Annotated in this window: 24 protein-coding genes; 13 read left to right on the forward strand and 11 right to left on the reverse strand. The window is 65.7% G+C overall.

Annotated elements, in window-relative coordinates; translation table 11 throughout:
* Positions 1–3: 3 nt before the first annotated feature.
* A complete protein-coding gene (locus SROT_RS10085) occupies positions 4–1491 on the reverse strand; it encodes a gamma-aminobutyraldehyde dehydrogenase (RefSeq protein ID WP_013138928.1) in 1488 nt (495 codons plus the stop codon).
* 110 nt (positions 1492–1601) lie between these two features.
* Here SROT_RS10085 and SROT_RS10090 point away from each other — a divergent pair, with 110 nt between their 5' ends.
* The 3 genes from SROT_RS10090 to SROT_RS10100 are packed head-to-tail and all read left to right on the forward strand — an operon-like array spanning position 1602 to position 4313.
* Complete coding sequence (locus SROT_RS10090) at positions 1602–2066, forward strand: Lrp/AsnC family transcriptional regulator (protein ID WP_013138929.1); 465 nt, start codon at positions 1602–1604, stop codon at positions 2064–2066.
* A complete protein-coding gene (locus SROT_RS10095) occupies positions 2051–3427 on the forward strand; it encodes an aspartate aminotransferase family protein (RefSeq protein ID WP_013138930.1) in 1377 nt (458 codons plus the stop codon). The genes SROT_RS10090 and SROT_RS10095 overlap by 16 nt, the downstream gene beginning before the upstream one ends.
* Before the next feature lie 16 nt (positions 3428–3443).
* Positions 3444–4313 carry a D-alanyl-D-alanine carboxypeptidase family protein gene (locus SROT_RS10100; protein ID WP_013138931.1) on the forward strand — a complete coding sequence of 290 codons (870 nt, stop codon included), beginning with the start codon at positions 3444–3446 and terminating at the stop codon, positions 4311–4313.
* Positions 4314–4344: 31 nt separating this feature from the next.
* Here the strand turns inward: SROT_RS10100 and SROT_RS10105 are convergent, their stop codons facing one another.
* Complete coding sequence (locus tag SROT_RS10105; protein ID WP_013138932.1) at positions 4345–5034, reverse strand: cupin domain-containing protein; 690 nt, start codon at positions 5032–5034, stop codon at positions 4345–4347.
* Positions 5035–5289: 255 nt separating this feature from the next.
* On the opposite strand from SROT_RS10105, the gene groES reads away from it, so the two are divergent.
* Both groES and groL read left to right on the forward strand, forming a co-directional pair.
* On the forward strand, positions 5290–5586 hold the full coding sequence (gene groES, locus SROT_RS10110) for a co-chaperone GroES (RefSeq protein WP_013138933.1): 297 nt from the start codon (positions 5290–5292) through the stop codon (positions 5584–5586).
* A gap of 96 nt (positions 5587–5682) precedes the next feature.
* The gene (gene groL / locus SROT_RS10115; protein WP_013138934.1) at positions 5683–7293 is read left to right on the forward strand and encodes a chaperonin GroEL; all 1611 of its coding nucleotides are present in this window, start codon (positions 5683–5685) and stop codon (positions 7291–7293) included.
* 81 nt (positions 7294–7374) lie between these two features.
* Here groL and SROT_RS10120 read toward each other — a convergent pair whose 3' ends face one another.
* A complete protein-coding gene (locus SROT_RS10120) occupies positions 7375–7665 on the reverse strand; it encodes a WhiB family transcriptional regulator (protein ID WP_013138935.1) in 291 nt (96 codons plus the stop codon).
* 317 nt (positions 7666–7982) lie between these two features.
* On the opposite strand from SROT_RS10120, the gene SROT_RS10125 reads away from it, so the two are divergent.
* Entirely contained in the window at positions 7983–8702 is a 720-nt protein-coding gene (locus SROT_RS10125; protein WP_148223416.1) for a hypothetical protein, read from the forward strand.
* 6 nt (positions 8703–8708) lie between these two features.
* On the opposite strand, the gene SROT_RS10130 is transcribed toward SROT_RS10125, so the two are convergent.
* Complete coding sequence (locus tag SROT_RS10130; protein WP_425358185.1) at positions 8709–10592, reverse strand: DEAD/DEAH box helicase; 1884 nt, start codon at positions 10590–10592, stop codon at positions 8709–8711.
* Between SROT_RS10130 and SROT_RS10135 the strand changes: the two genes are divergently transcribed.
* Together SROT_RS10135 and SROT_RS10140 are read left to right on the forward strand one after the other, a co-directional pair.
* The gene (locus SROT_RS10135; RefSeq protein WP_013138938.1) at positions 10591–10866 is read left to right on the forward strand and encodes an excalibur calcium-binding domain-containing protein; all 276 of its coding nucleotides are present in this window, start codon (positions 10591–10593) and stop codon (positions 10864–10866) included. The two genes, SROT_RS10130 and SROT_RS10135, sit on opposite strands and share 2 nt — an antisense overlap.
* Before the next feature lie 143 nt (positions 10867–11009).
* Positions 11010–11321, forward strand: coding sequence for an excalibur calcium-binding domain-containing protein (locus tag SROT_RS10140; protein WP_013138939.1), 312 nt, complete (start codon positions 11010–11012; stop codon positions 11319–11321).
* Positions 11322–11328: 7 nt separating this feature from the next.
* Here the strand turns inward: SROT_RS10140 and SROT_RS10145 are convergent, their stop codons facing one another.
* Positions 11329–12450: a cystathionine gamma-lyase gene (locus SROT_RS10145; protein ID WP_013138940.1), complete on the reverse strand. Its 1122-nt coding sequence runs from the start codon at positions 12448–12450 to the stop codon at positions 11329–11331.
* A 35-nt stretch (positions 12451–12485) separates the two neighbouring features.
* Here SROT_RS10145 and SROT_RS10150 point away from each other — a divergent pair, with 35 nt between their 5' ends.
* From SROT_RS10150 to SROT_RS10165, 4 genes are all read left to right on the forward strand, one after another.
* Positions 12486–13400 (forward strand): hypothetical protein, encoded by a 915-nt coding sequence (locus tag SROT_RS10150; RefSeq protein ID WP_013138941.1) that lies wholly within the window; start codon positions 12486–12488, stop codon positions 13398–13400.
* Between the two features lie 9 nt (positions 13401–13409).
* On the forward strand, positions 13410–14021 hold the full coding sequence (locus SROT_RS10155; RefSeq protein WP_013138942.1) for a hypothetical protein: 612 nt from the start codon (positions 13410–13412) through the stop codon (positions 14019–14021).
* Positions 14022–14108: 87 nt separating this feature from the next.
* Complete coding sequence (locus tag SROT_RS10160) at positions 14109–14759, forward strand: DedA family protein (protein ID WP_041407179.1); 651 nt, start codon at positions 14109–14111, stop codon at positions 14757–14759.
* Between the two features lie 6 nt (positions 14760–14765).
* Complete coding sequence (locus tag SROT_RS10165; RefSeq protein WP_013138944.1) at positions 14766–15686, forward strand: alpha/beta hydrolase; 921 nt, start codon at positions 14766–14768, stop codon at positions 15684–15686.
* A gap of 238 nt (positions 15687–15924) precedes the next feature.
* Here SROT_RS10165 and SROT_RS10170 read toward each other — a convergent pair whose 3' ends face one another.
* A complete protein-coding gene (locus tag SROT_RS10170; RefSeq protein ID WP_013138945.1) occupies positions 15925–16248 on the reverse strand; it encodes a hypothetical protein in 324 nt (107 codons plus the stop codon).
* A gap of 51 nt (positions 16249–16299) precedes the next feature.
* Between SROT_RS10170 and pnuC the strand changes: the two genes are divergently transcribed.
* Positions 16300–16983, forward strand: coding sequence for a nicotinamide riboside transporter PnuC (gene pnuC / locus SROT_RS10175; protein ID WP_013138946.1), 684 nt, complete (start codon positions 16300–16302; stop codon positions 16981–16983).
* Here pnuC and SROT_RS10180 read toward each other — a convergent pair.
* The 5 genes from SROT_RS10180 to SROT_RS10200 form a co-directional block, all read right to left on the reverse strand.
* Positions 16980–18254 carry a DUF445 domain-containing protein gene (locus tag SROT_RS10180; RefSeq protein WP_013138947.1) on the reverse strand — a complete coding sequence of 425 codons (1275 nt, stop codon included), beginning with the start codon at positions 18252–18254 and terminating at the stop codon, positions 16980–16982. The genes pnuC and SROT_RS10180 overlap by 4 nt on opposite strands.
* 9 nt (positions 18255–18263) lie before the next feature.
* Positions 18264–19115, reverse strand: a complete 852-nt coding sequence (locus SROT_RS10185) for an SDR family NAD(P)-dependent oxidoreductase (RefSeq protein WP_013138948.1) — start codon at positions 19113–19115, stop codon at positions 18264–18266.
* Positions 19099–19923: an alpha/beta fold hydrolase gene (locus SROT_RS10190; protein WP_013138949.1), complete on the reverse strand. Its 825-nt coding sequence runs from the start codon at positions 19921–19923 to the stop codon at positions 19099–19101. The genes SROT_RS10185 and SROT_RS10190 overlap by 17 nt, the downstream gene beginning before the upstream one ends.
* Before the next feature lie 110 nt (positions 19924–20033).
* Entirely contained in the window at positions 20034–20663 is a 630-nt protein-coding gene (locus SROT_RS10195) for an SRPBCC family protein (RefSeq protein ID WP_013138950.1), read from the reverse strand.
* A gap of 7 nt (positions 20664–20670) precedes the next feature.
* Positions 20671–21480, reverse strand: a complete 810-nt coding sequence (locus tag SROT_RS10200; protein WP_013138951.1) for a hypothetical protein — start codon at positions 21478–21480, stop codon at positions 20671–20673.
* Positions 21481–21517: the final 37 nt, after the last annotated feature.

The raw sequence follows: 21517 nt of genomic DNA on the forward strand, positions 1-21517 counted from the left end.
GAGCTAGCGCAACTGGAAGACCGTGCGGTGCCAATCCTTCTTCGGCTCGCCGGCGATGTCGCTCATCACATGCTTCACCGTGAGATATTCCTCCAGCGAATAGGCGGAGAGGTCTTTGCCGAAGCCTGATGCGCCGAAACCGCCGTGCGGCATCTCGCTGACGATGGGGATGTGGTCGTTGACCCACACGCAGCCCGCCCGTATCTCGCGCGAGGCCCGCTGTGCCCGGTAGACGTCGCGGGTCCACACGGAGGCCGCGAGCCCGTACGCGGTGTCATTCGCTTGGCGGATCGCGTCGTCCTCGCCGGTGTGCGGGCGGGCGGTGAGCACGGGGCCGAAAATCTCGTCGCGATACGCCTCGGAGTCCTCGGCCACATCCGCGAGGAGCGTGGGCCGGTAGAACGCGCCAGGCAGATCGGGCGCGGCTCCGCCCGCCAAGACGCGGGCCCCGGCGGCTTTGGCCCGGTCCACGACTGCCGCGATCCGGTCGCGGTGCGCGAAGGAGATTTGCGGCCCGATGTCTGTGCCCTCGTCCAGCGGATCGCCTTGGACGACCTTCCCCATCAGTTCCGCGACTCCGGCGACGAAGTCTTCGTAGACGCTTTCGGCCACGATGGCGCGCGCGGCGGCGGTGCAGTCCTGCCCGGAGTTGATGAGCGCGCCAGCCACCGCACCGTGGATCGCGGCTTCCAGGTCCGCGTCGTCAAGGACCACGAACGGCGCTTTGCCGCCGAGTTCGAGCTGCGCTCTCGCGCCCCGCTCCGCAGCTCGCGCCATGACCTTGCGGCCAACGGCGGTCGAGCCGGTGAAGGTCACCACGTCCACGCCCGGATGCCCGACGAGCGCCTCCCCCGCCACCGGCCCCGTTCCGGTCACGACGTTCAGCACGCCGCGCGGCAGCCCGGCCTCGACCGCGAGCGCGGCGAGGCGCAACGTGGTGAGCGGGGTGAGCTCGCTCGGCTTGATGACGACCGCGCAGCCCGCCGCCAGCGCTGGGGCGGTCTTCCACACCGCCATCTGCAGCGGATAGTTCCACGGGGTGACCGCGGCGACCACGCCGGCCGGCTCACGCCGGATCGAGGAGGTGTGCCCGCCCGAGTACTCCGCCGACGCCTTGCCCTCCAAAAGCCGCGCCGCGCCCGCGAAGAACGCCACGTTGTCCGCGCTGCCCGGCACGTCGAACTCGGCGGCGAGGCGCGTGGGCTTGCCGGTCTGGGCGACTTCTTCGGCGACGAACTCGTCAGCGCGCTCCGCGAGCAGGGCGGCGAGTTTGGCGAGCACCCCGGCGCGGTCGGCCGGCGTCGCCCCGGACCACTCGGGCAACGCGGCCCTGGCCGAAGCGACAGCGGCTCCGACATCCGCCTCGGCCGCCACGGCGATGCGGGCCACCGCCTCGCCGTTCGCGGGATTGACCACCGTGTGGCGTGGACCTCCTGCCGCCGCGCGGGCTTCGCCGTCGATGAAGCAACCGGGCAGTTCATGCGTCGTCATAGCGGCCATACTACTGACAATTCGACGGATTCACAAGAAAAAACTCTAGTCATCAGCGTATTCCGTTGTAGATATTGATATTGACAATCGAAAACGTTAGAGTTGTCCGTGTGGCGACATATGTCAGACAACCTCTCGACGACCTCTCCAAAGCGATCATCGAGCAGCTTCAAGAGGACGGGCGGCGGTCCTACGCCGCCATCGGCAAGCTCGTCGGCCTCTCGGAGGCCGCCGTCCGGCAAAGGGTGCAGAAACTCGAAGACAGCGGCGTCCTGCAAATCGTCGCTGTGGTCGACCCGAAACAAGTCGGCTTCAGCCGCCAGGCGATGATCGGCGTCCGCTGCGCGGGCGACGCTCGCGAGCTCGGCGAACGCCTCGCCGACATCCCCGAGGTCAAATATGTGGTGCAGACAGCGGGATCGTTCGACATCCTCGCCGAAGTCGTCTGCGTCGACGACGGCGAACTGCTCGACGTCCTGGGCGGACGGATCCGGGCCCTGCCCGGCGTCGTCGCCACCGAAACTTTCGTGTATCTGAAAATAGCTAAGGACCAATACACATGGGCGAAACGCTGACCGTTCCCAAAAATCTCGCAGAGACCGCCAAACGCCACGTCTGGGGCCATTTCGCCCGGCACGGCGAGGACATCGCCCCGCCCGTCATCACCCGAGGCCAAGGCGCGCGGATCTGGGACGACAACGGCAAAAGCTACCTCGACGGGCTCTCGGGCCTGTTCGCGGTCCAGGTGGGCCACGGCCGCGCCGAACTCGCCGAGGCAGCGGCTGCACAGACCCGCGAACTCGCCTACTTCCCCGTCTGGGGCTACATCACCCCGCCGGTCGCGGAACTCGCCGAACGGCTCGCGGGACACGCGCCCGCGGGCCTGGACCGGGTGTTCTTCACCGTGAGCGGCAGCGAAGCCGTGGAAAGCGCGTGGAAGCTCGCCAAGCAATATTTCAAACTGGTCGGCAAGCCCGCCAAGCACAAAGTGCTCTCCCGCTCGCTCGCCTACCACGGCACTTCGCAAGGCGCGTTGTCCATCACCGGCCTGCCCGGCCTCAAAGTGCCGTTCGAGCCCCTCGTCCCCGGCGGCTTCCGCATACCGAACACGAACTTCTACCGCGCCCCGGAGCCGTACGCGTCGGACTACCAAGCCTTCGGCCTCTGGGCGGCAGACCGGATCGAAGAGGCGATCCTGTTCGAGGGGCCCGACTCTGTCGCCGCGGTTTTCTTGGAGCCGGTGCAGAACACCGGAGGCTGCTTCCCCCCGCCGCCCGGATACTTCCAGCGGGTGCGCGAGATCTGCGACCGCCACGACGTGCTCTTGGTTTCCGACGAGGTGATCTGCGCCTTCGGCCGGATCGGGCCGATGTTCGCCTGTTCCGAGTACGGCTACGTCCCCGACATCATCACCTGCGCGAAAGGGCTCACCTCTGGTTATGCGCCCATCGGCGCGATGATCGCCAGCGAGAAGCTCTTCGAGCCGTTCTCCGACGGGACCACCCTGTTCCCGCACGGCTCCACCTACGGCGGGCATCCGGTCGCGGCAGCCGTCGCCCTGGCGAACCTGGACATTTTGGAGCGCGAAGGGTTGAACGCGCATGTGGCGGAGAACGCCCCGGCCTTCAAAGCGACCCTCGACCGCCTGCTCGATCTGCCGATCGTCGGCGATGTGCGCGGCGCGGGCTTTTTCTACGGCGTCGAGCTGGTCAAGGACAAGTCGACAAAAGAAACCTTCAGCGCGGAGGAGTCCGAGCGCGTGCTGCGCGGTTTTTTGTCCACCGCGCTCTTCGACGGCGGCTTGTACTGCCGAGCCGACGACCGGGCCGAGCCGGTGGTGCAACTCGCGCCGCCGCTCATCTGCGGGCAGAGCGAATTCGACGAGATCGAGTCGATCCTTCGGGCGGCCCTCGCCGAGGCCTGGTCCAAGCTCTAAACGTTATGGTGGACGGATGCTCCGCTCAGCCCTCCGGAATGTCATCGCCATTGCGGCGGCCCTGACCGCCGCAATGGCCCCCGCCGACGCGGACCCCGCCAGCGGAGTGCTCCAACCCGCCGGATCGGCGCCGGCCCCCGAGGGCGCCGCGCCAGCATGGCTGGTCGCAGACCTGGACACAGGAGAGGTCCTCGCCTCTCGCGACGCCCATGGCCGCTACCGCCCGGCCAGCACCATCAAGACTCTGCTCGCGATCGTCGTCTTGGACGAGCTCGACACCGCCCAAAAAGTCACCGAGACCGACGCGGACGAGGTCGCGGATCGGGAGAGCGTCGTCAAATTCATCCGGCCTGGCGAGGTCCGCAGCGTGTACGAGCTGCTCGAAGCAACGCTCATGATCTCGTCGAACGGCGCGGCGAACGCCCTCGCCCGGTCGCTTGGCGGGGTCGGAGCGGCGGTCGCGAAAATGAACGCCGAAGCCGCTCGGCTCGGCGCGCTCGACACTCATGCCGCAACCCCGTCCGGTTTAGAAGCCCCGGGGGCCTCCACTTCGCCGAACGACCTTGCGCTTCTTTTCCAAGCCGCGCTGCGCCGGCCGGACTTCGCCGCAATCGTGGGCCAAGAATCCGCCGCGCTCCCCGGAGCCCAGCTCGTCAACAGGGACCCGCTGCTTGGCTCCTATCCGGGGATGCTGGGCGGGAAGACCGGTTTCACAGACGAGGCGCAGTACAACTTCGTCGGCGCTGCCGCCCGAAGCGGAAGACGGCTCGTCGTGGCGGTCATGCACAACCCCGGCTCCTACCCGGCGCGGCAAGCGGGCGCCCTGTTGGACTGGGGTTTCGAACTCGAACCAGGCCTGGGCGTCGGATCGCTGCGCTCGTCATAGCGACCTGAGGGGTTGGGCGGGGATCGCCGCCTCAGACGCGGCGGCGGGTGATCGTGACCGATGTGTCGAATTTCTTCAGTTGCGCGAAATGCTCGGCTGGCACGCCGAAGAGCGTCCCGAGCACTTCTGGCGGGATCGCGCTGATCGCTGAGGCGATCCCGATGTCGTCTTTGCCCTCCTGCGTGCTCGCGTTGAAAACAATCAGGACTTTCAGCGGCTCGTCGTCGGAGTTCTCGAAGTAGTGGAAATCGCCTTGGGACGCGAACACGACGTCGCCGGGGCCCGCCTCGAACACCTCGTGGTGCCCTTCTGGTTCCAGGATGGTCCATTTCGCTTTGCCAGAGACCACCACGTTGATCTCCCAGGCGCTCGGATGCCAGTGCGGTTCGCGGACGCCGCCCTTGTCCAAGGTCACCATGACGACGCTGGCCTGTTGTCCGGCGAGGATCGGGAAGTTCCTCTCGCTGGCCTGGCGCAACTCCCCGCCATCGAAGCGGGTCGGCTCCAATGCGCCGAGGTGGAACAGGTGCGGCTGTTTCGTGTCGAGCTCAGCGGGGATGCGCGGGTCCCCGAACCGGGCAGGGTCCGTTTCGGGGACGCCGCCATGCGGCGGGGGCGGCTCCTGGTGCGCGCTGAGCGCGCGCTCCGCGCCAGCGCCGCCGAGCGCGGAGGCCCCAACAAGCCCCGCGCCGCCAAGGACTTGTCTTCGGTTCAAGGTCATGGGGCCATGATAGTGGAATCCGGGCCGCGATGCGCCCGCCGCTCTGCGGCGGCATATGCTCTGCCATGCGGTTTTCCTATCGCTGGGCGGGGCGGGCGGCGACACAGCCGTGCCACGCCCATCCCGTTGTTGAGCTTTAGCACTCAAGCATGTAGAGTGCTAGTGGCTTCGCAAAGCGTCCTGCACCCGCGACACAGGGCGCGTGAGCGAGCCGAGAACCACTCAGGATCAAAGTGAAATTGGAGGCTCACCGCGATGAGCGTGAACATCAAGCCGCTTGAGGACAAGATCCTCGTCCAGGCGAATGAGGCCGAGACGAAGACCGCTTCTGGCCTGGTCATCCCGGACACCGCGAAGGAAAAGCCCCAGGAGGGCACCGTCGTCGCGGTCGGCGAAGGCCGGGTCACCGAGAAGGGCAACCGCATCCCTCTCGACGTCAAAGCCGGTGACACTGTCATCTACAGCAAGTACGGCGGCACCGAGATCAAGTACGACGGCACGGAGTACTTGATCCTTTCGGCGCGCGACATTCTGGCTGTGGTCGAAAAGTGATTGCAAAGCTCGCCCGCCCAGACCATCTGGGCGGGCGAGCTTTCATTTCTGCCCCTTTTTTCTTTTCCGTAGGTTTTCTCTTTTAGGACTTGCACCATGGCAAAACTCATCGAATACGACGAGACGGCCCGGCGCGCGCTTGAGCGCGGCGTGGACCGGCTCGCCAACACTGTGAAAGTAACCCTCGGCCCCCGCGGCAGGCACGTCGTGCTCGCCAAGGCCTACGGCGGGCCGACCGTCACCAACGACGGCGTGACCATCGCCCGCGACATCGACCTCGAAGACCCCTTCGAGAACCTCGGCGCGCAGCTCGTGAAGTCTGTCGCCACCAAGACCAACGACGTCGCTGGCGACGGCACCACCACGGCGACCGTGCTCGCCCAAGCCCTCATTCGCGAGGGCTTGCGCAACGTCGCCGCAGGCGCGAACCCGATCTCGCTCGGCTCTGGCGTCGCCAAAGGGGCCGACGAGGTGAGCGAAGCGCTTGTGAAGCTCGCCACCCCGGTCGACAGCGAGGAGCACATCGCCCAGATCGCCACCGTCTCCTCGCGTGACGAGCGCATCGGCCAGCTCGTCGGCGAAGCGCTGACCAAAGTCGGCAAGGACGGCGTGGTGACCGTCGAAGAGTCGGGAACGCTTGAGACCGAACTCGTGGTGACCGAGGGCGTCCGTTTCGACAAGGGCTTCCTCTCCCCCTACTTCATCACCGATCAGGACGAGCAAGAAGCGGTCCTGGAAAACGCCTCCGTGCTGTTGCACCGGGACAAGATCAGCTCGCTGCCCGACCTGCTTCCGCTCTTGGAGAAAATCGCCGAGGCGGGCAAGCCCCTCCTCGTCGTCGCAGAGGACGTCGAGGGCGAGGCCCTGTCCACGCTTGTGGTCAACGCTCTGCGCAAGACACTGCACGTCGTTGCCGTGAAGGCTCCGTACTTCGGCGACCGGCGCAAGTCGTTCCTTGAGGATCTCGCGGTGGCCACCGGCGCCCAGGTCGTCAATCCCGAGGTCGGTCTCGCCTTGCGCGAAGTCGGCCTTGAGGTGCTCGGCTCCGCCCGCCGTGTCGTCGTGACCAAAGACGAGACCACAATCGTCGATGGCGCGGGCTCGGGCGAGCAGGTGCAGAGCCGAATCGCTCAGATCCGCCAGGAGATCGAGAACACCGACTCGGACTGGGACCGCGAAAAACTCCAGGAACGCCTTGCCAAGCTCGCTGGCGGTGTCGCGGTCATCAAGGTTGGCGCTGCCACCGAGACCGAGGTCAAGGAGCGCAAGCACCGCGTCGAGGACGCCGTGTCCGCTGCGAAAGCCGCTGTGGAAGAAGGCGTCGTCCCTGGCGGGGGAACTGCGCTCGTGCATGCTGGCGCGGGCCTTCCCGCTCTCGCCGCGAGCCTTTCCGGCGACGAGGCGACCGGGGTGCTCGCCCTCGCCAAGGCGATCAAAGCTCCGCTGCACTGGATCGCGACCAACGCGGGCCAGGACGGCGCTGTCGTGGTGGACAAGGTGAGCGGGAGCCCGGAGATCGGCTTCAACGCCGCGAATCTGACCTACGAGAACCTTCTCGAAGCCGGGATTATCGACCCGGTGAAGGTCACCCGCTCGGCAGTGGTGAACGCGGCCTCCGTGGCTCGCATGGTGTTCACCACCGAAACCGCCATTATCGAGAAGCCGGCGAAAGAAGACGGCGCAGGCCATCACGGCCACGCCCACTAAGTCGCAGCGAGAGCGAAGAAGGAGGGCGGCCGGAGTACTCCGGCCGCCCTCCTTCTTTTTCTTTGCTCGCTCGCGCTTTTGCTAGCTCGCGAGCCTGCGTCGGCGCTTCTCCATGGCGACAATTCGCTCGGACTCGGACAGTCCGCCCCAAATGCCGTACGGCTCGCCGACGCGGATCGCATGCTCGCGGCATTGCATGACGACCGGGCATTGCCTGCAGAACTCTTTCGCCTTGTTCTCCCGCTGCCTGCGCGCGCGACCGCGCTCACCCTCAGGATGGAAGAAGATCGACGAGTCCATGCCGCGACAGACGCCCTTGATCTGCCAATCCCAAAGATCCGCGTTCGGACCAGGGAGGTGTGGAATCGACATCGTGATGGTGCTCCTCAATTTCTGATTCTTGTCAGCCTTACCTTTGACCAGAACACACGGAGCATCTTCGCCCTCCGAACGGAACCGGCCTTGACCACCTCGTTGTGTGGGAGCTACGGTACGAGGCGACGGCAGCGCCGTCAAGACCTCGAAGAGTGGTCTTTCACATAGTTTCACCCTGGTTCACCCTGTTGATAGGAGAAAAACTCCTTGATAACAGGAAATTCTTCGAAAAAATTTCATTGGTTAAATCCCTAGTAAACTGCGCTCTTGCCGATGCCGCTTTTGGCGGTCAACCAGGCCTGCACCCGTTGCCGATGGCAAAAACCCCGTATGAACGCTGGCTTCGCGCCGTGGCACTGGCAGGGCGGGGCTCTTACACCGAGGCTGCGGAAAACAGCAAACCGCTCCGCAAGAGGAACCACCCTGTCGAACTGCGATCCACAGCTCTGAGCCTGGACGCGTCCATGCTCCGCCAACAAGGCGAGCACGCGCGAGCTTTGGAGCTCGACACGCACGCGCTCGCCCTTCTGCCACAGCAGAGCCGTTCGGAAAGCCCCGAGCTCGCGCTCGCCCGCTGCGACGCGGCGACGGGGATCGCGGCCGATCATCTCGGCCTGGGAAGTTTCCACACAGCCCAGACGGCCTTGGCGGACGTCGCAGCGCTCGTCGACCAAGCCGCCAGGGCAGCATTCGGCTGGCGGGCACAAATGCGCTGGCACTGGGTGACTGCCGAAACGGCGATGGCCACTGGCGACTTCGACGGCGCGCTCCGCTCAGCCCAGGAGAATCACGGCCTCGCGCGGCTCTGCCCGAGCCTGCGCCATCGGGTCAAGTCGCAGCTGGTGCTCGCCGCCGCGCACTTCCTCGCCCAAGGTGGAGGCGCAGCCCAGGTGCGCGCCAACGCGGTGTTCCACGACGCCCAGACCAGCGGGCTGACACCACTGGCCTGGGCGGCCGCGATGCTGCTGCACGCCATCGAGCCGGAAAAGGGCTGGGAGGCCATCGCCGCTGCATTGCGCGGCCAGTGGAGGTGACTCGGGTTATCCCGACCGAGCCCATGTGCGCAGCAGTTCGATACGCTCCTTGAGCTGATGCGCGGAAGCCGCCGCGACTGCGGGCCCGCCGAGTTTCGCCCGCAGCTCTGTGTGCACGACGCCATGGGGTTTGCCCGTGCGGTGGTGGTACGCGGCGACGAGGGCGTTGAGCTCTCGACGCAGATCGGCGAGCGATTTCCCGTCGCCGCCCGCAAGCCGGGCCGGTTCCGGGGCCACAACGACCTGCGAACGCCGGGCAAGCTGCTCCTCTTGCCGCTTGCTCAACAGGGCGCGCATCTGTTCCGCGTCCAAGAGCCCCGGCAAGCCCAAGTAGTCCGCCTCCTCGTCCGAACCCGCGAACGTGGCCGTCCCGAACGAGTTCCCATCGTAAATCACTTGGTCCAACTCGGCTTGCGCGCCGAGCGCCTCGAACGCCTCCGGCGGCAGGTCCGCGGTGGACTGCGTGCGGTTCGCTTCCGAGAGAAGCTCGTCCTCCCAGCCTTCCTCGTGCCGCTTGGGGGCGCCCAGCACATGGTCGCGCTGGGCTTCCAATTCGCTCGCAAGGCCTAAAAGCACCGGCACAGAAGGGAGGAAGACGCTTGCCGTCTCCCCAGGCCGGCGGGCTCGGACGAAACGGCCCACGGCCTGCGCGAAATAGAGCGGCGTCGCCGAGCTTGTCGCGTACACGCCGACGCACAGGCGTGGGACGTCCACGCCTTCCGACACCATCCGAACCGCCACCAGCCACTTCGACGTGCCCTTGGAGAACTCGGCGATCTTCGCGGAGGCGCTCGGATCGTCGGAGACGACCACTGTCGGCGCCTCTCCGGTGATCTCACGCAGCCGCACCGCGTATGCGCGCGCTTTGTCCTGGTCGGTCGCGATCACAAGCCCGCCCGCGTCCGGCATGCCGGACGCGCGTTTGTGCTCAAGGCGCCGATGCGCGGCGGCGAAGACCGCGGGGATCCAGTCGCCGTGCGGGTCCAAGGCAGTGCGCCAGGCGCGGGCAGTGTGCTCCCTGGTGAGGGGGTCGCCCAGGCGGGCGGCGTACTCGTCGCCAGCGTTCGAGCGCCAACGCGCCTCGCCGGAGTACGCGAGGAACACGACAGGGCGGACCACCCCGTCGGCCAATGCCTGCGCATAACCGTAGTGGTGGTCGGAGCGGCTCATGAGCGATCCGTCTCCGACCGGCTCATATCGGACAAAAGGAATGGGATTGTCGTCGCTGCGGAACGGGGTTCCCGTCAATGCCACCCGGCGCTCGGCCCCCTCGAACGCCTCGCGCGTGGCTTCGCCCCATGATTTCGCATCGCCAGCGTGGTGGACCTCGTCGAGCAGCACCAGTGTGCGCCGGCGTTCGGTGCGCACCCTGTGGCGCGCGGGATGCGCTGCCACCTGCGCGTAGGTCACCACAACACCGTGGTTGTCGCTGGAAGTCGCGCCGACCGCGTTCGAGAAGCGCGAGTCGAGCAGCAGCCCGGCCGCCTCGGCGGAGGCAGCCCACTGATGTTTGAGGTGCTCTGTCGGAGTCACCACAGTGACCTGGTCCACCGTCCGGTCGGCGAGAAGTTCGGCGGCGATTCGCAGGCCGAACGTCGTTTTCCCCGAGCCGGGGGTCGCCACCGCGAGGAAATCCGTCGGGGCCGAGCTCAGGTACTTCGCCAGCGCACGCCGCTGCCATGCGCGCAACGGCCTCGTTTGGGCGCTCGCCTGAGTCAACCTGTTCGTCTCCTGTGCCTGTTCCCGTCTGCCTTGCCCATGATACGGCGGCGGGCCCGCTGTCAGAAATCCGAAATTTTTCTTTTGCGCTAGTTCACATTTCTTGTAGTATTGATACACACCACTCAGTGACACACACCATAATTTTGAGAAGAAAGAGATTTGCAGCATGGCATCGATACTGTCGAAAGCACCGGGCGCCGCATTGATCGCCGCAGTGGCCGCGGTCGCCTTCTTCGCCCCGACGGCCGCCGCCGACGAGGACGCCCCCTCCGGGCCGACGCAGTGGAACCGCCTTTCCGACGGCTCGCCCTATCCAAGCGATGGATGGCGCAGCTGCGCCGAAGCCGCCGCCAACGGCGTGATCTACGTCAAGCGCGGCCAACCGGGCTACAATCCGGCGCTCGACCCCGCGGGCAGCGGCTTCGAATGCATCGACGGCTGACCGGCGCCGCAACGGAAATCACCACCGCGCGACACGGGAGATCCACACCCTTCGTAATATTTGATTTACATCACATCTTTTGATAACATGATGTATACAACACACAGCGCGGCGCAGGCCGACGACAGATTGAGGTAGATGGCATGAGGAAAACGGCATGGGTGGCATATTTGCTCGGTGTCGCAGGCGCGCTCTGCATCCCCACGGCCTCACTGGCTTCGGCGGACGACAGCGACCCGCAGCCTTCCGCTGAAGCCGCTTCGGGACAAACACAAAAGTCCCCTGCCGTCGGCGGGACCGTGTGGGTGAGGGGGCCGTTCGGAGACCTCCTGCCCCTCAACGGGTGGCGCAACTGCAACGAGGCGAAAATGGCTGGCCACTTCCCGGTCACGCGCGGAGAACTAGGGTACAACCCGGAGCTCGACCCCGAGAACACCGGCCTGGAATGCACCTAATGCGCTGTCACGCCAGCGCGCGCTGAAGATCGGCGAGCAAGTCCCTCTCGTCCTCGATGCCGATCGAGAGGCGCAAGAACCCCTCCGGCACCGCGTCTCCCCACCGCGCCCGCCGGTCCGCTGTGCTGTGCACGCCTCCGAAACTCGTCGCCTCGGCGAAGAGTTCGCTTCGGGCGAGAAACCGCTGAGCTGTGCCCATGTCCTCGAACGTGACAGAGACCAAACTGCCGAACCCTTTCATCTGCCGCGCCGCGAGAGCATGCGAGGGGTCGGAAGCCAAACCTGGGTAACGCACTGATCGAACCTGCGGTTTTCCATTCAAAAATTCGGCCACCGCCTGCGCGTTGGCGCATTGCCGCTGAAAACGCAACGCCGCAGTCGCCAGGCTCCGGTGCGCGAGCCATGCTTCAAAGGGCCCTGTTGTGACACCAGAGACCGTCCGCTCCAGCGCAATCGCCTCGGCGAGATCGGCCCGATTCGTCGCGATGTAGCCGAGCGTGATGTCGCTATGGCCGCACAGGCCTTTCGTCGCGGCTGCGACAACGAGGTCCGCCCCAAAATCGAGCGGGGTCTGGCCGAACGGCGTCGCCGCCGTGTTGTCCACGACGAACATTGCCTCTGCCTCGCGGGCCGCAGTCGCCGTTGCGCGCAGATCGAGCACATCGAGTGTGGGATTGACCGGGGTCTCGGCGAAGACCACACTGGGCTGCGGGGCGCGCGCCAAAGATCGGACCGCTTCCGTGAACGCCTCGCAACGCTCACTGCGGACCTGGATCCCATACGCGGCGAGCCGCTCGGCCGCATAGACCCGCGTCTGGTAATAGCCGTCCGCCGGGACGAGGACTGTGCCGCCGCCGGAGAGCGCGCGCAGCACCGCGGTGATCGCCCCCATGCCGGTGGGGAAGACCAACGCCGCGTCGGCATGTTCCAACTCGGCGAGAGCCCTTTCAAGAACCCGCCAGGTCGGGTTGCTGTTGCGGCCGTAAAAATCCCCGGCTTCCCCGAGCGGCAGGGCGTGGTAGGTCGAAGTGAGCACCGGGCTCGGCGACAGCGGCTGGCCCGGATCGCAAGGACTGCCCGTCGCGCGGACGCAACGAGTGCTCGGGCCAATTTCTTCAGGATGGCTCATGCCTGATGAGCATAGAGCCCAAGTAGGCTCGCTCTGTGGACACAGGCGAAACAGGAGCCGGGCTTCCCCGGCAGCTGGACGAGGCAGACCTCGACGAAATCCGGTCGATAGCCGTGGAAGCCCTCGCCGAAATGGGCAAACGCGCGGTGCGAATCGCGCCGGACTCGCTGGTGCTCGACGACGGGGGACAGTTCCTCTTGGAGGACGTGGCCCTCGCCTGCTCTTATGTCGAGCGCTCCGAATGGCCGGCAGTCGCCGCCCATTACGCGCGCGCCATGGCCGCGCCGAGCGCGCTGGGCTCAGCCGGACTCTGCGAACAGGAGTTCCTCGATGTGACGCGGGCACGAATCGTCGGGCCCGAAGCATTCGACGAGGTCGCGCAGGCGCACGGCTACGCCCGCAGGCTCGTCCCCGACCGCCCCGAAACGTCTCCGCTCGTCGTGCTGTGCCATGATTTGCCGCACGCGGTGATCACCCTGGGCGATCTTCACCTCAAAGACCGCGACCACGACGCGGTGTGGGCCGCAGGTCTGCAGAACACCGCCGCAGAGCCTGTGCAAAACCATGACGTGTTGGAACAAGACGACGCCCAGGTCGAGGTGCTTCGGGGAGATTCCTTGTTCACAGCGGCAAAAGCGCTCGACTTCCCCGCTTTGCTCAGCGGCCGCAGTGCCGAGCACGGCGTCGTGTTCGCCATTCCCTTCCAACAAATCCTGCTGCTGCACCTGCCGCGCAACGCGGCTGAGACCGCGACATCGCTGAACATCCTGGCCCATCTCGCAGACGAGTGGCACGAACAAGCCGCGAAACCGATCAGCCCCGAAGTGTTCTACTGGCAAGACGGCGTCTACCAGCAACTCACCACGCACAACGCGCGCGGCGAGATCGCCGTCCACGTCGAGGGGCGCTTTTTCGACGCCCTCAACGCCCTCGCCGACGCGCGGGACTAAAATCGCCACATGCTCGAACGCCGCGCCGCCCTTCGGGGGCTTGCCCTCGCCCCCCTCGCGCTCCTGGCCCTGCCCGCGGCATTCGCGCCAGCAGATCCGGACGACGAGCCTGATCAAGGCGATGGCGGCGAAGGAACCGGGGAGGACGAAGCCGCGCCTGAGGACAACGGGCACCGCCCTCTCGGCTATGGCGTCGCGTTCACCGCGTTCGGCGTGCGCGTCGAAGTCGCCGCCCTCAGCTGCGCGCCAGTCGCAGGGTTCATCACCACCCCCACTGGCGGCAAGCTGTGGGAGGCGCAGATCGCCGTGCATGTGATCTCCGGCGACCATCCCGAAATCTACCTCCCCGGCTCGTTCACCTTCCGAGCTTTCTACGGCGACCAGCCCTTCCAGTACTACCTGCCCGAGTATTCCGGGGCAGGCGACTCGTTGCCCGTGATGCTGAAAAACATCAAAGCTGGCGACCGGATCACGGGGAAAATCCGTTTCATGGCTGATCGGGGCTCCATCCTGGAACTCGGCTTCTACGTCGGTTCGGTGGAGAGATTCGCGCCTTCTCTCTTCTGGGACGTCCCGCAGCCCGTCGAACTGTCGAAACAGACGGACGACACAGGCTTCTAAGCGCCGTGTGCTCTCCTGAGGGCTCCCCGGGCAGGTGTGCGGAGACGGGATCGAAGCCGCCGTCCGGCAGACCGTAGACTCATGCCCATGGTCGGGCACATCATTCATATGATCGTTGCAACGCTCCAGGGCATGCCGCCGTGGGCGTTGCTCGTCATGGCCTTCCTCTTGCCAGCGCTTGAGGCTTCCGTGTTCCTTGGCGTGGTGGTGCCCGGCGAAATCGTCCTCCTCCTCGCCGCAATCGGCGCTAGCAAGGGCCAACTGCCGCTCTGGGCGGTGATCGTCGCTGGGGTCCTCGGCGCGGTCATCGGCGACTTCGTGGGCTTTGAGGTGGGCAAGCGCTGGGGCCACTCGCTCCTGGAAAAATTGCCGAAACGGATTGTGAAGCCCGACCACATCGACAGGGCGAAAGCCGCGCTGCGCCGACGGGGCGCGCTCACGGTGTTCTTCGGGCGCTGGGCCGCCGCCCTGCGCGCTTTCGTCCCCGGACTGGCAGGCATGTCGGGTATGCGCCTTCGGGTCTACGCGCCCGCGAACGCGGCAGGCGGCTTCGTGTGGGCCGTGGCGGTGGTCCTCCTGGGCTTCACGATCGGGCAACATGTCGAGAAGTACCTGAGCCAAGTCTCCAACATCGTCACCGTTCTCGTGGCCGCGCTGCTCCTCTACTTCCTCGTCAAAGAAATCATCCGAGCACGCGCGAAGCGCGCAACGGCAACATCGGCAAGCAAGGAGGAATAACAAGCCATGCGCTCAGTCAGCGAAACAGACATCGTCTTCACCTCTCGGCAAGGCTCGTGCGCGGGTTCGTTGTTCCGCCCCGACGGGCCCGACGCGTTCATCCCGCCGCGCCCTGTCGTCGTCCTCGGGCATGGCCTCGGCGCAGTGCGCCAGATGCGGCTGTCCGCCTACGCCCGGCGCTTCGCACAAGCCGGATACCTTGCTATGACCTTCGACTACCGGCATTTCGGCGAGTCCGACGGCGAGCCGAGGCAACTGCTCTCAATCCGACGCCAGCAAGAGGACTGGCAGGCCGCCGTCCGATACGCGCGCAGCGTTCCAGGAGCCGATCCGCGCCACGTCGCTGTCTTCGGCACTTCTTTCGGCGGCGGGCATGTGATCGAGCTCGCCGCCAAAGACCATTCCCTCGCCGCCGTGATCGCCCAGTGCCCCTTCACCTTCGGATTGGCGTCCCTGGCCAAGGTGCGCCCTCCCGGCTCCATCAAGGTGGCGGCCCGCGCGGCCGCAGATCTGCTCGCCGCAGCACGGCGCAAACCCCCAGTCCTTGTCCCTCTCGTCGGGCCGACCGGCACGGCCGCGTTGATGAACGCCCCCGACGCGCTGGACGGCTATCTCGGGATCGTGCCCGAGGGGCTCGCATTCGCCAACGCGGTCTCCGCGCGCACAGGGGCGGCCATTCCGCTGTGGGCTCCTGGGCGGCTGGCTTCGAAGGTCACTGCCCCGATCCTGTTCGCGATCTGCGAACGAGACACTGTCGCGCCTGCGGGACCGACCCTGCGCTTCGCCCGCCAAGCCCCCCAAGCGACCATTCGCCGCTACCCCTTCGGCCATTTCGAGATCTACAACGGCTCCGCTTTCGACGAGGCTGTCGAGGATTACGTCGACTTCCTTCAGAGGCATGTGCCCACACCAGATCTTGGGCGGTGACCGACTCGCAAGGTGCGAGGTCTCTGCTGAACTCCGATACAGCGCCCGAACCCGCAGGCGCAAGGACGTGGCTTTGGGCGCTTCTCGCGCGACCCCGGTGCGGCTCAACTCCAGTGCGGAGGCCGCTCGCGTTCCAGATCGCGATCATGCGGCGACCCCTCCGCTGCGCGCCAATCCTCCGGGTCTGCGCAAGATTCCGACGCAGTCCGCGGAGCCGGCTCGCCGTTTCGGGGGGCGCTCACATCTTGTAGGCGTCGGGGATGCCGCTGCCGAGGGCGACATTGCCTGGGTTCGGCGTGTGGCCGTAGCGCTGACGGGCCACCTCGCCGGGAAGCCCGAGCAGACCACCAATCTGGCCCCAGGTGATACCGCTTCCCACCGCCTTCTCCGCAGCGCTTCGGACCATCTTCTCCCCGGCCTTCATCATCCTGATGCCCTCTTTGAGATCCGCCACGAAGTTGCCGCTCTCCCGGTGCTCTTCTTCCTGGGGCTCGTCGTCCGCTGCGATATCCGCGTTGCGCTCGTCGATTTCTTCGAGGTATTTCTCAAATCTCGATACCATGCTTTTGAGAATACCTGAGAAAAAGAGCGCCTGTCTGGCTAAGCTTTGCCTATGCTCCGCTCTGATTTCCTGCAGTGGCTGATCGATTGCAAGCATTGGCTCGACAGCCCGGCGCTGCGGGCGTTCGGCGGCCAGCCCGCCTCCTGGGCCGAGGTGATCGGTTTCGTCCTCGGGGTCGGCAGCACGGGGTACGGCGCTGTCGAATCGCCGTGGTGCTGGCCGTTCTCCATCGCCAACAACGTCGTCTGGATCCCCCTTTTTTTCACGGCAGGGCTCTACGCGGACACGTCGCTGCAATTCGTCTACGCGGTGCTCGGAGCCATCGGCCTCTGGCATTGGGCCACCGGCCGCGCAGCGGCGCGAGGCAAGCTGCCAGTGACCCGCACGCCGCAATGGGAGTGGCATCTGCAAGCGCTCCTGCTCGCCGTCGGCACATGGTGGCTGTGGGCCGTGCTCGTCCATGTGCACGACTCCGCGCCTTTCCTCGACGCGTTCACCTCAGTTTTTTCGATCATCGCCATGTGGGCGCAGGTGCGCAAGTACATTGAGACGTGGCCGTTGTGGGTGGCGATCGACTTCGTCTACATACCCTTGTACATCCACAAAGGGCTCATGCTGACCGCCGCGCTCACAGTCGTCTTCCTTGCCTTCGCGGTGTGGGGATGGGCCGTCTGGCACCGCTCGTTGCTCCGGGACAGCGCCGAGCCCGCCAAACCTGCGGCGGTGTTCGCCTAGCGGAACGACAGCAAGGAGAGGGCGTGGATCACCACGCCCGCCAGTGAGCCGACCACCGTCCCATTGATCCTGATGAACTGCAGATCCTTGCCAACGTTGAGCTCGATTTTGCGGCTCGCGTCGTCCACGTCCCAACGTTTGACCGTTTCGGAGATGATCGCCACCGCCTCCACGGAGAAGCGCTCCGCGAGGTACCGGGCTGTGCCGACGATCCAATCGTCCAAACGCTCACGCAGTTCCGCCGACTGCTGCAATCGGACTCCGACGCGCAACGCCGCCTCGGCAAGGCGTGCCTGCATCGCGCCAGTCGGGTCTTTGAGGGTCTGCTTGGTCTTCGTCCACAGCAGCAGCGACATATGCTCCACCGATTGCGGGGAGATGATCTGCGCTTTTATCTTCTCCACTCGTTCGATCATCACTGGGTCGCGCACGAGGTCGTCGGCCACCTCCATGAGCCATCGCTCCAAAGCCCGGCGCAGGCCGTGGTTTTGCTCGTAGCGAACCCTGGCGGTGAACTCCACGAATTCGCGGTGGATTTTGTCGCCGACGAGGCCTTTGACAAACTTGGGGGTCCAGCCCGGGGAGTCGTCGCTCACAAGCTTCTGAATGATCGGCTCGCTCGTGAGAGCCCACTCGTGCGCCCGCTCGAAAACAAGATCCATGAGCGCTTTGTGCCTGCCCTCCTCCAACACGTCCGAGAGAAGTTTTCCGGCGATCGGAGCCCAATCCGGCTCGCTGATGCGGTCGACGACCCACGTCTGCATGACGCGCGCCACGTCTTCGTCCTTCGGCAAGTCCGCAAGCTTGCCCAGGGCCGCCCCCAGCTCGGCGGCGACGCGCTCCGCGTGGGCGGGGAGCGCGAGCCAATCCCCCAGCCTGCGCGGCGCGCCCACCTCCCTGATCTGGCGCTCAACGAGGTCGGGGGTGAGGAAATTCTCCCGGATGAAGTCCCCGAGCTGTGTGCCGACCTGGTCTTTCTTCTTTTTGATGAGCGAAGTGTGCGGGATGGGCAACCCCAGCGGATGCCGGAAGATCGCCGTGACCGCGAACCAGTCCGCGAGCGCTCCCACCATCCCCGCCTCCGAACCGGCTTGCACGAATCCGCGAATGCCGACGAAAGAACCAGGCCACACCGCGCCATGCCAGAGCGTCGCGATGTACACGGCAGTCACCACAAGGAAGAAACCGGTCGCAACAGCCTTCATTCGACGCAGCTCGACCCGCTTGGCCTGGTCAGAGGACCATAATCCTCCTGATGGAGTGAGGCTCATCGGACAAGTCTAAAGCTTGGCCCGCACGCCCCGCTTTTCCATGAACGCGAAGACCGGTCCGGCGAAGAAGGCGACCAGATCCTGGTAGCGGGCGCCGAACAGCCGGGGGAAGAAATCGAGGCCCCACGCGTCAAGGCCGATCAAGATTCTCGGGGACCGCCGTTGCATCCCCCGCACAATGGTCTTGGCCGCGCCTTCCGGCGTGGTGCGCGCGATACGGTGGAACAACTCCCCCCGCTTGGCGCTGTCGTCGCCCGCGACGGAACGCGCGCTTGCGGCAATATTCGTTTTGATCCCGCCAGGATGCACGCAGCTCACCGCGACTGGGTGCTTCCCGATGAGCATCTCCTGCCGGAGCGCTTCAGTGAATCCGCGCACGCCGAACTTGGTGAGGTTGTACGCCGACTGGGTCGGCACCCCGACGAATCCGAAGACGCTCGACACGTTCACCACATGGCCGTCGCCCGACTCAATGAGGTGCGGCAGGAACGCCTTGGTCCCGTTGACCACGCCGTTCAGGTTGATTCCGGTGATCCAGTCGTAGTCCTCCCAGCTCATCTCCAGCACGCCGCTCATCACCGCCACACCGGCGTTGTTGACGACGACGTTGATCGCGCCGAAGTCGGAGCGCACCTGTGCGGCGTGCTCGAAAACAGCTTCCCGGTCGGCGACGTCGAGCCGGTAATGCTTGGCTTCGGCCCCGCGGGCGTGGCAAAGCTTCGCAGTGTCGACGACGCCCACTTCGTTGACGTCGGAGAGCGCGAGACGAGCGCCCTTCTCGGCGAGGTTCACCGCCAACGCCCGGCCAATGCCAGAGCCCGCGCCAGTGATAACCACGACTTTGTTAGAGAAGTCTCGCATCGTTCACCTGTCCAAACACCTCGTTGAGAAAACTAATAATCGCCGGGGTCACCCGCTTTGGCCGCGAACGGAGCGTCAAGATCGTCCCGACGCGGAGCAGTTGTCCGCCGACGAGTTCCGAGCATAGCCTTCCGGCGTCTGAAGCAGGATGGAACGGGTCTGCTTTGAGGACCATGATGAGCGCCGGAGCGGTCACCGAAGTGCGGACCCGCTTCGGCGGAGCCATCCGGCCGAGCGCGAGCCCGTGCAGCACGGCGCGGCTGCGCGCCGCCGGAGCGGTGAGCACATCCAGGAAGAAGTCTGCTGTGGCCCATCTGCCCTCGGGGACGAGCCGCGCGATCTTTTTGACGCACCACAGCGCCGGCCACCCCGCTGACAGCAGCAGCAGAAGCACCGACGAGACATAGCCGTACGCCGCGACGCCGTCCTCGAGGATCGGGCCTTCCAGGAGCAGCCCCGCCACCCGGTCCGGCGCCAATGCGGCCGCTTCGAGCACGACGCCCGCCCCCACAGACGTGCCGCCGAGCACAGCGCGGTCCACCCCCAGCCGGTCGAGCGCAGTGAGCAACTGCCTGCCGAGCGCTTCGGTGTCGTAGTGCTCGACCGACAAGGGGAAACCGCTCGCGCTCTGCGCGACCAAATCGACTGCGATGACCCGGAAACCGCGCTCGGCGAGGGCGCGCGCCCAATGCTCCTGCGTGCGGTGCGACGCGAGCAAGAGCGGCACGAGCACCACCACACGGCTTCCAGATCCGAACTCCGCGTACCGCAGGCGCTGTCCGCCTGCGTGGATCTCGCCTGTCTTCATTGCTGATCGAGACGCATGCGGCTGCTCAAGACTCATGCGGATCGCCTGGTGCAAAATGTCATATGCGCTCCTGAGGGTCCGGCGGCGTTGGCCATTCCAGCATAACCCGGTTAAATGCGGTGCCGCAGGCCGCTCAGGGCGAGCTTGAGGAAAGGACGGACGAATGGCGCGGTCCACCTGACCGGGAGCCACCACAGCAAAACAAGGCTGAACCCCGTGGTCCACTCGAGCTGCGTGCCGCCGTCCGCGACAGGTTCCAGGACGAACCGCTCGGTCAAGTCGCGCAGGCCCGGCAACGAGGAGCCGATGATGCTGTACACCAAGGTCTTTTCCGGTTCCACCACGACGAACTGCTCTTCAAGGGCGACGAAGAAAGTGCGGAGCGTGCGGCGCGCGCCCTCTTCGCGCGAATCGGACCGGTACGTGTGTCCGCGCACCGTCGGGAGCCACGAGAGGAACTCGTCGGCCATCAGTGCTCGCCACACCTTTTCCGGGCCGAGAGGCAGCACCAAACGGACCGTGGTGGAAAACATCGCCCGTTTGGCGAAATAGCGGTCCACGTCCGGCCTGTCCACACGCTGCACGAGAAAACGCCCGGACGAAGCCGGTCCGCCGCGCGCGAGCAAAGCGGCGAGTGCCGCGACGACGATCAGGGCAAGCACCAGGACGCCGACGAAGAACAGCGCCGCGCCGAAGATGTACTGCGGATCGACGTTCTGCAAGGCCGAGGCGCCTTTCACACGGAGCCTACTGGCCCTGCGGCTGTGAGGTCTGCCCTGGCTTCGGCGCCGGTTTGGCCTGGCCGTCCTGCGGTCCGCCGCCCGGGAAAAGCGGCGGGGCCTGATCCTGCGGGCTCTTGCGAAGGTCGTCCAAAGATTCGAGCCCCGAGACTGACTGGTCTTTTTTCTGCACGGTCACTTTGATGATCGTGCTCATCGAACGCGGGCCCTTGTCCCCTTTAAGGTTCAACGTCTGATGCCCCGCGACGACGACGACGGCCTCGTCCGGCTTGTCCTCGATCACATCGCTCGACACGATCTGGAATTGCGAAGAGGCTTCCAATGTGGTGAAAAGTTGTTTGATGGCGTTCAGCTGGTCGGGCCCGGTCGTCTTCTTCAGATCGCCAGAGATGCCTGCGCTCATGGCGGCGTTGAAGGAGTCCAAGTGGTGGAAATCGAAGTTCATCATGTTGTTCACGTACTGCCGCGCGGTCTCCTCCTCCTTCGTGCGGAGTTTGACCCCTGGCTCGGACAGCTTCAACCCGACGACCGAGCCGTTGGAGCCCGGCAAGGATTTCGCGTACAAGAACCATCCGATGACGCTCAAGGCGATGACGTTGCCGATCAAGGACAGGGCGATGAGGGCGGTTTTCGCCGCGGAGGAGCCGCCCGGCCGCTTCGTCTTGCGCTCGCCCGCGCCGAGCGCGAGCCTGCTGCGCAGCGACGCACCGCGAGAAGAAGGCTTCACCTTCGCCGACTTGCCGCTGGCCGGCTTGGCCGCAGGCCGCTTGGGCCGAGGGGTTTCGGCAGTGGTGTCGTTGTCCTTCGGTTCTGTCATATCAGTCGCCTTGTGCCATTCGTCTTTGCAATGTGTG

Source organism: Segniliparus rotundus DSM 44985 (assembly GCF_000092825.1).
Taxonomy (GTDB): Bacteria; Actinomycetota; Actinomycetes; order Mycobacteriales; family Mycobacteriaceae; genus Segniliparus; species Segniliparus rotundus.

What these genes read in the sequence shown, in the direction of transcription:
- SROT_RS10190 (WP_013138949.1), bottom strand. Translation starts at nt 19,923, where the DNA reads ATGAAGACAGGCGAGATCCACGCAGGCGGACAGCGCCTGCGGTACGCG.
- SROT_RS10180 (WP_013138947.1), bottom strand. Translation starts at nt 18,254, where the DNA reads ATGAGCCTCACTCCATCAGGAGGATTATGGTCCTCTGACCAGGCCAAG.
- SROT_RS10105 (WP_013138932.1), bottom strand. Translation starts at nt 5,034, where the DNA reads ATGACCTTGAACCGAAGACAAGTCCTTGGCGGCGCGGGGCTTGTTGGG.
- SROT_RS10130 (WP_425358185.1), bottom strand. Translation starts at nt 10,592, where the DNA reads ATGCTGCAAATCTCTTTCTTCTCAAAATTATGGTGTGTGTCACTGAGT.
- SROT_RS10095 (WP_013138930.1), top strand. Translation starts at nt 2,051, where the DNA reads ATGGGCGAAACGCTGACCGTTCCCAAAAATCTCGCAGAGACCGCCAAA.
- SROT_RS10100 (WP_013138931.1), top strand. Translation starts at nt 3,444, where the DNA reads ATGCTCCGCTCAGCCCTCCGGAATGTCATCGCCATTGCGGCGGCCCTG.
- SROT_RS10170 (WP_013138945.1), bottom strand. Translation starts at nt 16,248, where the DNA reads ATGGTATCGAGATTTGAGAAATACCTCGAAGAAATCGACGAGCGCAAC.
- SROT_RS10125 (WP_148223416.1), top strand. Translation starts at nt 7,983, where the DNA reads ATGGCAAAAACCCCGTATGAACGCTGGCTTCGCGCCGTGGCACTGGCA.
- SROT_RS10200 (WP_013138951.1), bottom strand. Translation starts at nt 21,480, where the DNA reads ATGACAGAACCGAAGGACAACGACACCACTGCCGAAACCCCTCGGCCC.
- SROT_RS10135 (WP_013138938.1), top strand. Translation starts at nt 10,591, where the DNA reads ATGGCATCGATACTGTCGAAAGCACCGGGCGCCGCATTGATCGCCGCA.
- SROT_RS10165 (WP_013138944.1), top strand. Translation starts at nt 14,766, where the DNA reads ATGCGCTCAGTCAGCGAAACAGACATCGTCTTCACCTCTCGGCAAGGC.
- pnuC (WP_013138946.1), top strand. Translation starts at nt 16,300, where the DNA reads ATGCTCCGCTCTGATTTCCTGCAGTGGCTGATCGATTGCAAGCATTGG.
- SROT_RS10120 (WP_013138935.1), bottom strand. Translation starts at nt 7,665, where the DNA reads ATGTCGATTCCACACCTCCCTGGTCCGAACGCGGATCTTTGGGATTGG.
- SROT_RS10085 (WP_013138928.1), bottom strand. Translation starts at nt 1,491, where the DNA reads ATGACGACGCATGAACTGCCCGGTTGCTTCATCGACGGCGAAGCCCGC.
- SROT_RS10185 (WP_013138948.1), bottom strand. Translation starts at nt 19,115, where the DNA reads ATGCGAGACTTCTCTAACAAAGTCGTGGTTATCACTGGCGCGGGCTCT.
- SROT_RS10140 (WP_013138939.1), top strand. Translation starts at nt 11,010, where the DNA reads ATGAGGAAAACGGCATGGGTGGCATATTTGCTCGGTGTCGCAGGCGCG.
- SROT_RS10155 (WP_013138942.1), top strand. Translation starts at nt 13,410, where the DNA reads ATGCTCGAACGCCGCGCCGCCCTTCGGGGGCTTGCCCTCGCCCCCCTC.
- groES (WP_013138933.1), top strand. Translation starts at nt 5,290, where the DNA reads ATGAGCGTGAACATCAAGCCGCTTGAGGACAAGATCCTCGTCCAGGCG.
- SROT_RS10145 (WP_013138940.1), bottom strand. Translation starts at nt 12,450, where the DNA reads ATGAGCCATCCTGAAGAAATTGGCCCGAGCACTCGTTGCGTCCGCGCG.
- SROT_RS10160 (WP_041407179.1), top strand. Translation starts at nt 14,109, where the DNA reads ATGGTCGGGCACATCATTCATATGATCGTTGCAACGCTCCAGGGCATG.
- groL (WP_013138934.1), top strand. Translation starts at nt 5,683, where the DNA reads ATGGCAAAACTCATCGAATACGACGAGACGGCCCGGCGCGCGCTTGAG.